This window comes from Acinetobacter soli (genome assembly GCF_000760595.1).
Taxonomy (GTDB): Bacteria; Pseudomonadota; Gammaproteobacteria; order Pseudomonadales; family Moraxellaceae; genus Acinetobacter; species Acinetobacter soli.
Genome location: NZ_BBNM01000001.1, coordinates 99,660 through 110,506 on the forward strand (window position 1 = coordinate 99,660; position 10,847 = coordinate 110,506).

Here is a 10,847-nt window from a genome sequence, read left to right on the forward strand (position 1 = left end):
CTCTAAACAAAATGAGGTTCTTGAAGATGTTTTGGAAGCGCCAATGCCTGATCAATATAGGCCACGCGTAAAGTATCGCGAGATCCTAAATAGCGCTGATAAAAACTCGAATTTAAAATAGCCGCTGCGCCATGGGTCAGCGACCAAATTGCAGCCAAATAGTCCCGCACCGGCATGGTACTATGAATTTCTTCAAGATATTTTTCAGTCATGTTGATGATGATTCTCAAGCGCTGTTTGCGCACCTGATACAACTCTTGAAACAGATGATAAATTCCCTGACCAGTAGTCGATAAGCGTTCTTCGATTTGATGAAATAACACTGTACGTTCGGGGTGATGTAAATGATGCAACATAAAGAATGCCAGATGCTCTGGAAAGGTTTTTTCTTTGTCCTGTACCATTTCTAGCAACATGCGCTCATTACGGACAATGAGCAGCATATACAATTCATCTTTACTCTGAAAATGCTTGTACAGCGTTCCTTTGGCGAGATCCAGTTCAGCAGCCAAGGCATCAAGTGTCATACCGGCTTCTCCATTGTCGAGAAGAAGTTGCTCTGCCACTTCAAATATTAATGCTTCTCTTGCCCTGAACTGAGCTTGTCGATCCATCTTCACGCCGTCACTCGCTTATCTATGTCATTTTAAAGTTATGTGTTTGCAAGGAGATTTTCAAAATTTTGACGTGTAATCAATGCAATCTCCTCGAGTGATTTATCATATACATCACTCAACGCTTTGGCTACATATGGCACGTATTTTGGTTCATTTGATTTACCGCGATACGGTACTGGCGCAAGATATGGACTGTCGGTTTCAATCAGCAGACGATCAAGCGGCACTTGTTTGGCAACATCGCGTAAATCTTGCGCATTTTTAAACGATACAATTCCCGAGAACGAAATATAATAACCGCAGTCCAAAGCAGCTTTAGCGGTTTCCCAGTCTTCGGTAAAACAGTGCAAAATACCGTGTGACGATTGCTCTGCACGAATGATATCAATGGTATCGGTCTTGGCAGAGCGTGTATGCACCACCACAGGCTTTCCAACCTGTTTGGATGCCTGCAAATGTCGCGCAAAACAGGCCTTTTGCTGATCGACGAATTCCGCACTGTGATAATAGTCGAGCCCTGTTTCACCAAGTGCCCAGACTTTTTCAGGTTGAGCCAATTCGACCAAATACTCTGTCGTTGCTCGTGCCATGACTTCAACATCTTCACACGGATGCACCCCTACGGTATACCCGACATCTTCATGACGCGCTGCAATCGCTGATAATGCGATATGGTCATCAAGATCGACAGAGATGCTCATAAATTTAGATACACCTGCCGCGCGCGCTTCGTTTAGTGCCTGATCCAAATCGCCACCATATGGCGTTAAGTCGAGCATGGTTAAATGACAATGCGTATCTACAAACACAATTCTTTCCTAAAACTACATGGTAAAATTTGAGCGATCTGAGGACATACTACCTGCCAAAATTTTTTCGGCTTCAGTTTTATAGTATATACCTCGCTCTCCAGAGAGCTGTATGGCAAACCCTTGTGGTTTGATTCCAGCTTGCTTACGAGAAATCCAAATGACTTTTCCCGTAAGTGGAATTTTCAGTGTTTGTTCAGGCAAGGTTGCAAGAACAAATATCTCTTCGCCTAACGTGACTGATTCTCTAGAAGGGATAAACAAGCCGCCATCTTGTACAAAATGCATGTAACTGGCTTGCAAGGTTGCCCGATCCGGAATGTGCACATGAATCAGGCCGCCACTAATTCTCGATTCCATGTTCAACTCCCATTAACGTTCATGAGCTGAATAAACAATTGATCGATCACAAGATTGGTTTGAACATTCTGTCCGATCAATTGTTTTGAATGCTGGATCTGCGCATAAAGATCAAAGAGTTGTTCAAGTGCATACTCACCCGACAGTTCCTTAAAGTCCAAATCAATATTCTTAGGATCCTGATTTAGCTTGACACAAATTAAATCACCCAACAAGTATTCAAACATGATCAGCGAATCTGCCGCCGCTAGCTCTTTTTGCCACTTCGATGCAATCATCAAGGGCATATTTTTCTGTTTGACCAGTTTAATCCAGTCAGATACAAAATCACGGCGCTTATTAAACCAGTCAGCTTCTGCAAGCTCTATCGCCTTGAGCGGCATGTCATTGCTCAAATTTAACAGAAGCTGAATTTCTGCTGGATCGAGCGTTGGTAGTTGTTCGCTTAAATAGTCCTGTGCCTGATCAAAGGTCATTCGATCCAGTGAAAAATGCTGAAGGCGACTTCGAATGGTTGCCGGAAGCTTCAGATAATGATCGGCAATCAAGATAATCAATACTTTCTCGCCGGGTTCTTCAAGCGTTTTCAGTAGTGCATTTGCAGACGCGATATTTAAAGCCTCTGCTGGCTCAATCACAATAACGCGCCAGCCATCGACGGTTTGCTGCACAAACGGCAGCAGATCGCGGATTTTTTCAATCTTGATTTTAGCATTTTGTTTTTTATTGTCGTCATCGGTAGTGATATACACATAATTTGGATGAGTATCCGATTTAAGCCACTGACAACTGATGCATTCACCGCACGCACCTTCTGGTTTTTTTTGCGTGCACAGCACCCAGCTTAAAAAATGCAATGCAAAAGCGTGTTTGCCACTGCCCGACTTTCCATAAAATAACAGGCCATGACCCAATTGAGGGAAACGTCCTGTGAGCGATTTCCACACTGTAGCTTGCCAAGGATAAACCTTTGCTTGATGCTGTTTCACGCCATCATTTCCAATTAATCAAAATATGAAACAGGCAATGCGTTTAAACGCGCCAGATCTTCAGGTGTATCCACACCCGGTGGAAGTGCACTGTCTGCAACAGCAATGGCAATACGATGTCCATTTTCGAGTACACGAAGCTGCTCCAAACTCTCAAGTTTCTCAAGCACACCTTGCGACCATTTCACATATTCTTGTAACAGGCTCACGCGATACGCATACAAACCCAAGTGACGGTAAGCGTGATCAAAACTTGATGAAACCTGTTTCTGAGCTGCAGCACGGTCGTACGGTATTGTGGCGCGACTAAAATACAGGGCTTCTTGCACATTGTTCATGACTACTTTGACAATACTGTCACGCTCGAACTCATCTAAAGAATGAATCGACTCACATAAAGTCGACATCGAGCAATCTGGCTTAGCCACCAACAGTGATGCGACCTGTTGCACCAGTGCTGCAGGTAAGAGCGGCTCGTCGCCTTGAACATTGACAATAATATCGTCTTTGCCCCAGCCCTTAATACGTGCTACTTCACTTAATCGATCTGTTCCTGATGGATGAGCAGGATTGGTCATGACCACATCGATTTGCTCTGCACGACAGACTTCGGCAATTCGCTCATCATCGGTTGCAACGCATAGATCATCAAAACCCTCTACTTTTTTGGCCTGATCAACCACACGTAAGATCATCGGACGCCCATGAATCTCAAGCAATGGCTTTCCAGGCAAACGAGTACTGGAAAATCGAGCCGGGATGACAATATGTTTCATATGAATGTCCTAAGAAAAGCGAATTCCAAGTGTTGTAAGCTGCTCTTCAAGCAAAGTGTAGCAGGCGTCGGATAAAACTGCCTCGACGGGAACCACCCAAATTTTTCGACTAAATTCCGGGTGCTGTTTTAGTAAGGGCAGTAATTTTACAGCATCTTTTTCAGTGGTAATAATGGCGTGCCGATCCTCAAATTCAAGATCTGCCAGTTGGTAGTCGTGATGATCTGGGAACTCATGACATTGAAAATCATGGATTCCCATCGACTCTAAAGTGGTATAAAACCGCTGCGGAAAACCAATCCCCACCACTGCATAAAAACTCTCATGAGGATTAAAAAGAGAGACATCATGGGTAGGCGACATTAAATAAGGTTCACTTGGCTGTAAAAACATATTCAACGGCGACTCAGACGCATGACCATGCTCGATTACTGTCGCGCCAACCAAGCGCTGTTTGGACTCCCGTAGAAATCCTTCGGGCAATAATTTTTCATTGCCCAAACCGCGGTTTAAATCCAGTACAATCCACTCCAGATCACGTGCCAGCGCCCAGTGCTGTAATCCATCATCACTAATAATCAGATCAAGCTGATGATGTTTGATGAGTAATTCGGTTGATGCTTGACGATTCGGGCCGACAGCCATCGGCACATGGGTAGACTGAACAATTAAACAAGGTTCATCACCCACTTGTTCGGGTGTCGAGGTTTGAGTAACCAGCGCAGGAAATGGGCCTTCAGCACCATAACCCCGACTAATTACACCCACGCGGACGCCCTTGAGCTGCAAATAGTTGACCAACCGAATCAGTAATGGCGTCTTGCCGCTTCCTCCTACCGTAATATTCCCAATCACCAGTACAGGTAGCGGCGCACGATATACCGATTTCAGTTTTGTATCGAATAAAGATTTATTTAGCTTTGAACCGGCACAATACAACCAAGACAGTGGACGCAGCAACACCAACCATTTGGCTTGACGGTTCCATGCATCTTGAATGATCTGTGCCAGAGACATGAATCTTTATTCCTCAAAATTACGCTGATGCAACTGGAAGTAAGCGCCCTGTTTATCTAACAGCTCTTGATGTGTACCTTTTTCAACAATCTGTCCTTTATCCATCACCACAATCATGTCGGCATTTTCAATGGTGGACAGACGATGCGCAATCACCAGTGTGGTTCGATTTTGCATCGCTTCATCGAAAGCTTTTTGAATGAAATGCTCGGATTCATTATCTAGCGCACTGGTTGCTTCATCCAAAATCAAGATTGGCGCATTTTTTAAAATCGCACGTGCAATGGCAATACGCTGGCGCTGACCGCCAGAAAGATTCAGGCCTTGAGCACCGAGTACCGTGTCGTAGCCTTGAGGTAAATTCATAATAAATTCGTGCGCATAGGCGGCCTTTGCTGCCGCGATGATATCTTCATCTGCCGCACCTTCAAGCTGGCCATAAGCAATGTTTTCACGCACTGAACGGTTAAACAACACCACCTGCTGATTCACCATCGCCACTTGCTGACGCAACACCGAGAGCTCAATATCACGAATTGGAATACCATCAAGATATAGTCCACCCGAAGTGGTTTCCTGAAAGCGAACCAACAAATTCACCAAAGAGGTTTTACCAGCCCCCGAACGACCAACCAAAGCAATGGTTTGGCCTGCCTGAATATCCAATGTAAAATCTTGAATGGCCTTTACACCGGCTGCATATTCAAGTGTCACATGATCAAAGCGTACACCGCCTTCAAGTTTTGGCGTTAATACACCTTTATTTTCTTCTGTCGGCAAATCGAGTACTTCAAATACCGAATACGCCGCCGCAATACCGCGCTGAAGTTTTTCATTGACATCGGTCAAGTTCTTTACAGGCTTAGCCAAAAGTCCCGCTGCGGTAATATATGCCACAAACTCACCCGCAGAGGTATCGCCTAAAATTTGTGGACGAAGTGCCAACCATACAATCAAGCTCATCGCCATCGCCATGACCAACTGAACCAGCGGGCTATTTAGATTTTGCACGATCACCATTTTCAAGCCGCGCTTTAAGTTGTCTTCAGATGACGTATAAAAACGCTTTTGTTCTGAAGCTTCACCTGCAAAGCTTTTGACCACGGCCTGACCCGCGATACTTTCTTGAACCACATGGTTCACATCGCCCATGGTGTTTTGCACCTGTATAGACAGTTTACGCATGCGCTTCGATGCTTTACGCACCAAAAAGCCAATAATCGGCATAAAAATAAAGATACATAGCGTAAGACGCCAGTTGGTGTAGAGCAGATAACCCAATAACCCCATGGTCACCAAACCATCTTTCACCATAATTTTTAATGATTCAGAGGAAGCTGCCGTGAGTTGCTCGACGTTGTACATGATCTTGGCAGAGATATGCCCAGAGGAATTGTCGAGGTAGTACTGCGAGGGCAGACGCATAAGTTTGGCATAAACTTCTTGTCGAATACTAAAAATGAGTCGACGCGAAATCACCGCAGTGTAGTATCCACCCATAAATAAGCCAAGACCACGGAAGAAGACCAGTAATACAATTAGCAAAGGAAACCAGTCTAAGTCTTCTCGACTACCGAGTTGAATGGCATCAATAATATATTTTAAGAGTTTTGCGACTGATACTTCGGTTGCGGCATTTAAACCAAAACCAATCAGCACCAACAAAGCGATACCCCAATAAGGTTTTAAATAGGATATTAGACGTATATAAACCTTAAAATCTTGCTTCACTCAATCAACCTCTAATTCGGCACTAGCATAATATCAAGTAGTGCTTAGCGTTCCTTAGCTTGCTTCACTCATCTCGATGAGCCAACAACAGCAGTGTAAACCACCAGCATTCACCTTGAACAAATAAACATACTAGATGCGAGCTGGAGTTTAACATACTTCAATACTTGCACCGTATGGTTTTGGTGGCAGATGTTGTTGTCTTAAGCTTAAAAAAGTATGAATTTTCAATAAAAATAAGGCATCAATACCGTTCATATCGACGCCTTATTTCATACATAAAAGCTATAGCAAATCAGTCCGCGTATTTAAACCAAATAATTACGCATCTGGCAAACACAGGGTGAGAATACCATCTAGCTCATCAAGTGAATGGTACTGAATCACCAACTTACCTTTACCTTGTTTGTTGTGATCAATTTTAACCTGAGCACCAAAACGCTCAGATAAACGCTGGGTTAATTGCTCAATATCTGGTGGTGTTGCCTCTTTAGGCTTTGACTGTTTCGGCTGATTCCACTCGCGAACCAACTGTTCGGTTTGACGAACCGACAGGTTTTTATCAATGATGACTTTTGCAATCGCAATTTGATCTTTTGCCTTCAAGGCCAGAATGGCACGGGCATGACCCATATCGAGTTGCCCTTCTTGCATGAAGTCTTTAATCACATCATCGAGACTGAGTAAACGCAGAAGATTGCTGACTGTTGTTCTTGCCTTGCCCACCGTTTCAGCAATTTCCTGATGACTCAGACCAAATTCGTCATGAAAGCGTTGCAATGCCAAGGCTTGATCAATTGGATTGAGATCTTGACGCTGGATATTTTCAATCAGAGCCAATGCAATGGCAACCTGATCATTTAAATCACGAACAATTGCAGGAACCTGTTTTAATCCAGCCAACTGTGCTGCACGCCAGCGACGCTCACCCGCGATAATTTCATAACTAAACTGATCATCTTGAATCGGACGAATCACGATCGGCTGCATCACACCATGTTTTTCAATTGATGCTGCAAGCTCTTTTAAATCTTGTTCTTGAATAAATCGGCGTGGTTGATACTCACCACGCTTTAACAGATCAACATCGACTTGTTTCAGCTGACCATGATCAATTGCCTGTGCTTCAAGCTGGAGTTTTTCTTTTTGAATCGAACCAAGTAATGCATCGAGTCCGCGACCTTTTGCCAAACCTCGTTTTTTTGTGGTCATGCGCTGGTTCCTTTTTTCACTTTGCTTTTCTTCAACATCTCGGCAGCCAAGTTTAAATACGCCACTGCGCCTTTAGAACTTTTTTCAAAGTAAATAATCGGCAAGCCGTGTGCAGGCGCCTCGGCCAATCGAACATTACGTGGAATAACCGTATCGTAAAGCTTTTTACCAAAGAACTGCTCAAGCTCTGCCGATACATCACGTGTCAGTGCGTTTCGAGCATCATACATGGTACGCAAGACACCAGTGATCTGTAAATTCGGATTGAGCGCCTGCTGAATACGATCAATAGTCTGGGTTAAGTCAGCCAGACCTTCTAGCGCATAATATTCGCACTGCATCGGAATGATCACACTATCGACCGCAGCAAGCGCATTGACTGTAATGAGACTCAAACTTGGTGCACAATCGATCACAATATAATCAAACTTATCACGAATGGTATCTAGCGCTTTTTTTAGAATAAACTCGCGACCATCCTGCTCTGCAATTGCCAATTCGACGCCTGCCAAGTCACGGTTAGAACCTAAAACTTTGTAGCCGACCTCAGCCTTGGTAATAGCGGTTTCAATCGGAACTTCACCCAGTAAAACATCGGTTACTGAATACAACAGGTCATTTTTTTGAACACCCGACCCCATTGTGGCATTACCCTGTGAATCCATATCCACGAGCAATACCCGTTTTTTCAATACCGCTAAAGAGGCCGCCAGATTTACAGCTGTCGTGGTTTTACCTACGCCACCCTTCTGGTTTGCAATCGCAATAATCTGAGCCATGAGAACCCCAAACTTAATTTTTTAATTGTTGCAATAAAAGCAAATGACGCTGCTCGTCCAAACGTGGAACACGCAGTTCGATCACTTGACATGAAAATTCAGTTTTTAACTGTTCGGCCTCTTCGGTTGGTACCAAGCCTTTCATTGCTGCAATCACGGTTGAATCGTGCATATACGGACGTGCTGCCGCAACAAAATCTGACAGCGATGCAAAAGCACGACTGGTCACCACATCAAATTTACCCAAATCTTGGATCGAGTCTTCGTTTTCAACGCGGGTTTGTACTGCAATGACATTTTTTAATTTTAAATCTGCAATAAATTGCTTGAGAAAACGAATTTTTTTACCGTTCGAATCGAGCAATACACAATCACGCTCAGGCTGACACAAGGCAACAATCATGCCGGGCATTCCGCCGCCTGTGCCAACATCTAAAAGACGTCCTGCTGGTAAATCCTTTAAAATGCTTAAACTATCAAGCAAGTGCTTGACCAGCATTTCTTTTGGATCGCGAATTGCGGTCAGGTTATATGCCTTGTTCCATAATACCAAGGCATCTTGATACTTTAATAACAATCCTAAAGCATCATCGCTTAGATTCAACCCAAGGGACTGACTGCCCTGTTTTAACTCTTGGAAAAATGGATGCATATCCGCTTCACATCTTAAAAATTTAGGGGAAGTATACCGATTTCTCGGTCTACGCCTAGTCTCTACCGCTTAGTGAATACACAGTTGACTGTAGAAACCTTGCTTAATTTGTTGATCTAACAGGCTTAATCGCTCTGGGGTACCTACATCAACCCAATCTGCCTGCATTTTCTGTGCGCTTGCGCGTCCATCAAGCATAGCTTTTTGCAATAAAGGTGCCAAAGGTCTTTTGCCGTCACTTAAACCCGCAAACAGTTGAGGCGATATTACTGCCAAACCACTATAGGTTAATGCCTCACCCGCTACTGCCTGCTCAAAGGTAAAGGCGCGCTGTTTGGCCAGTATAAAGTCACCTTTTGGATGCTGCACAGGATTATCGACCAAAACCAGATGCACCAAATTATCATGCAGTTCAATTTCAGTAAGTTCATTAAACGCCATGGTGGTCCAGACATCGCCATTAACCAGCAAAAAGGGATCTTGCCCCAAAAGCGGTAATGCTCGAATAATTCCACCTGCCGTTTCAAGCCCTTCACCTTCATGCGACCAGAGGATATTTACCCCCAGAGCAGTACCATCTCCAAGCGCCTCGACCAGTTTATCTGCAAGCCACGCCGTATTGATGACAATATCAGTAATACCGACTTTTTTGAGCTTTTCAATATGCCATACGATTAACGGTTTGCCGCCAACTTGAAGTAGCGGTTTAGGCGTGTGCAAGGTCAATGGACGCATGCGATTGCCGAGTCCGGCGGCCAAAATCATCGCCTTCATGCTGCAACACTCTCAAAGGTGCCGTAAGTTTCTTCAAACTTAGGTAAAACTTGTTCCATCATATAACGTCTAAATTCGGCAAGTTCTGGGTAAGGCTGACTTTCTTCCAGCAAATACCACATGACTCGCGGAAGATCTTTCAAATATCCTGATTTACCGTCACGTACAAATAAGCGCACAAAAATCCCTAAAATTTTGATGTGTCGCTGAATGGCCATCCAGTCAGCATCACGCTTAAAGGTTTCAAAACTACGCGCTACTTTTACTTGAGCTGGCAACAACGTATAAAAAGTTTCAAACCATTGGTAAACACGGCTTGGGTCCCACTGTACGTAAGCATCACGTGTGATCGAGATCAAATCATACGTGTCAGCACCAATTACTGCATCCTGAAAGTCAATCACACCGAGTGTCTCTTCATTGCCCAGTTTCATGAGGTTACGGCTGTGAAAATCTCGATGCACAATGACTTGTGGCTGAGCCAGTGCATTTTTGGCGAGCAAATCAAAGGTCTGCTGAATCAATTGTTGCTCATCTGAATCAGGCTGAATCTCTAGCGCAGGCAGCATCCACTCGGTGAGTAAATGCATTTCTGCCATCAATTTTTCGTAGCTATATACTGGAAATTGATCTTGAGGCGGTATCGATTGCAAATGAATGAGTTGTTTAAACGACTGCAAATAGTAGGCATCAACTGTCTGGTCATTAAGTAAAGTCGAAAGCAACACATCGCCAAAATCTTCAAGCAATAAAAAACCTTGAGCTAGATCTTTGGCCACAATATGCGGAACACGAACACCATGCCGATCAAAAAACTCGTCAATTTGAACAAATGGCACACAATCTTCTTTTTCTGGTGGCGCATCCATTAACATATAGGTATTATTTTTGTATTCGACTCGCGCATAACGGCGAAAACTTGCGTCTCCGGCAAGAAATTGAATTCTAAAATCGCTTGAATTTAGAATCGAAGTAAGCCAGATATGTATCAATTGTTCACGTTGTGTATTCATTTGCAATAAAATCTAAAACGGGCTGAGATTTTGAAGTTCTAAGTGTAGCCACTTATAAACTTTTTCTCTATGATGCGACAATAATTAATTGCGTTTTAGCATACTTGGTTAATGACAC

12 protein-coding genes are annotated in these 10,847 nt (G+C 43.8%); all 12 read right to left on the reverse strand.

Annotated elements, in window-relative coordinates; all coding sequences use genetic code 11:
- Window positions 1-2 precede the first annotated feature (2 nt).
- Window positions 3-614, reverse strand: a complete 612-nt coding sequence (locus Aso01_RS00530) for a TetR/AcrR family transcriptional regulator (RefSeq protein WP_004938726.1) — start codon at window positions 612-614, stop codon at window positions 3-5.
- A 38-nt stretch (window positions 615-652) separates the two neighbouring features.
- On the reverse strand, window positions 653-1,426 hold the full coding sequence (locus Aso01_RS00535; protein ID WP_004938730.1) for a TatD family hydrolase: 774 nt from the start codon (window positions 1,424-1,426) through the stop codon (window positions 653-655).
- A gap of 15 nt (window positions 1,427-1,441) precedes the next feature.
- On the reverse strand, window positions 1,442-1,786 hold the full coding sequence (locus Aso01_RS00540; RefSeq protein WP_004938732.1) for a PilZ domain-containing protein: 345 nt from the start codon (window positions 1,784-1,786) through the stop codon (window positions 1,442-1,444).
- A 2-nt stretch (window positions 1,787-1,788) separates the two neighbouring features.
- Window positions 1,789-2,775 (reverse strand): DNA polymerase III delta subunit-related protein, encoded by a 987-nt coding sequence (locus Aso01_RS00545; RefSeq protein ID WP_004938735.1) that lies wholly within the window; start codon window positions 2,773-2,775, stop codon window positions 1,789-1,791.
- Between the two features lie 14 nt (window positions 2,776-2,789).
- Window positions 2,790-3,551: a 3-deoxy-manno-octulosonate cytidylyltransferase gene (gene kdsB, locus Aso01_RS00550; RefSeq protein WP_004938738.1), complete on the reverse strand. Its 762-nt coding sequence runs from the start codon at window positions 3,549-3,551 to the stop codon at window positions 2,790-2,792.
- Window positions 3,552-3,560: 9 nt separating this feature from the next.
- Entirely contained in the window at window positions 3,561-4,568 is a 1,008-nt protein-coding gene (lpxK, locus tag Aso01_RS00555) for a tetraacyldisaccharide 4'-kinase (RefSeq protein ID WP_004938739.1), read from the reverse strand.
- 6 nt (window positions 4,569-4,574) lie between these two features.
- The gene (gene msbA, locus Aso01_RS00560; protein WP_004938741.1) at window positions 4,575-6,299 is read right to left on the reverse strand and encodes a lipid A export permease/ATP-binding protein MsbA; all 1,725 of its coding nucleotides are present in this window, start codon (window positions 6,297-6,299) and stop codon (window positions 4,575-4,577) included.
- 321 nt (window positions 6,300-6,620) lie between these two features.
- Window positions 6,621-7,511, reverse strand: a complete 891-nt coding sequence (locus Aso01_RS00565; protein WP_004938745.1) for a ParB/RepB/Spo0J family partition protein — start codon at window positions 7,509-7,511, stop codon at window positions 6,621-6,623.
- Window positions 7,508-8,290, reverse strand: a complete 783-nt coding sequence (locus Aso01_RS00570) for a ParA family protein (protein ID WP_004938750.1) — start codon at window positions 8,288-8,290, stop codon at window positions 7,508-7,510. The genes Aso01_RS00565 and Aso01_RS00570 overlap by 4 nt, the downstream gene beginning before the upstream one ends.
- 13 nt (window positions 8,291-8,303) lie before the next feature.
- The gene (rsmG, locus tag Aso01_RS00575; RefSeq protein WP_004938752.1) at window positions 8,304-8,942 is read right to left on the reverse strand and encodes a 16S rRNA (guanine(527)-N(7))-methyltransferase RsmG; all 639 of its coding nucleotides are present in this window, start codon (window positions 8,940-8,942) and stop codon (window positions 8,304-8,306) included.
- A 69-nt stretch (window positions 8,943-9,011) separates the two neighbouring features.
- Window positions 9,012-9,716, reverse strand: coding sequence for an N-acetylmuramate alpha-1-phosphate uridylyltransferase MurU (murU, locus tag Aso01_RS00580; protein ID WP_004938753.1), 705 nt, complete (start codon window positions 9,714-9,716; stop codon window positions 9,012-9,014).
- On the reverse strand, window positions 9,713-10,729 hold the full coding sequence (locus tag Aso01_RS00585) for an aminoglycoside phosphotransferase family protein (protein ID WP_004938755.1): 1,017 nt from the start codon (window positions 10,727-10,729) through the stop codon (window positions 9,713-9,715). The genes murU and Aso01_RS00585 overlap by 4 nt, the downstream gene beginning before the upstream one ends.
- Window positions 10,730-10,847: the final 118 nt, after the last annotated feature.

Excerpts from the sequence above, each read along its gene's own strand:
- Aso01_RS00530 (WP_004938726.1), bottom strand. The coding sequence starts at position 614 with ATGGATCGACAAGCTCAGTTCAGGGCAAGAGAAGCATTAATATTTGAA.
- Aso01_RS00540 (WP_004938732.1), bottom strand. The coding sequence starts at position 1,786 with ATGGAATCGAGAATTAGTGGCGGCCTGATTCATGTGCACATTCCGGAT.
- kdsB (WP_004938738.1), bottom strand. The coding sequence starts at position 3,551 with ATGAAACATATTGTCATCCCGGCTCGATTTTCCAGTACTCGTTTGCCT.
- lpxK (WP_004938739.1), bottom strand. The coding sequence starts at position 4,568 with ATGTCTCTGGCACAGATCATTCAAGATGCATGGAACCGTCAAGCCAAA.
- Aso01_RS00565 (WP_004938745.1), bottom strand. The coding sequence starts at position 7,511 with ATGACCACAAAAAAACGAGGTTTGGCAAAAGGTCGCGGACTCGATGCA.
- Aso01_RS00570 (WP_004938750.1), bottom strand. The coding sequence starts at position 8,290 with ATGGCTCAGATTATTGCGATTGCAAACCAGAAGGGTGGCGTAGGTAAA.
- rsmG (WP_004938752.1), bottom strand. The coding sequence starts at position 8,942 with ATGCATCCATTTTTCCAAGAGTTAAAACAGGGCAGTCAGTCCCTTGGG.
- murU (WP_004938753.1), bottom strand. The coding sequence starts at position 9,716 with ATGAAGGCGATGATTTTGGCCGCCGGACTCGGCAATCGCATGCGTCCA.
- Aso01_RS00585 (WP_004938755.1), bottom strand. The coding sequence starts at position 10,729 with ATGAATACACAACGTGAACAATTGATACATATCTGGCTTACTTCGATT.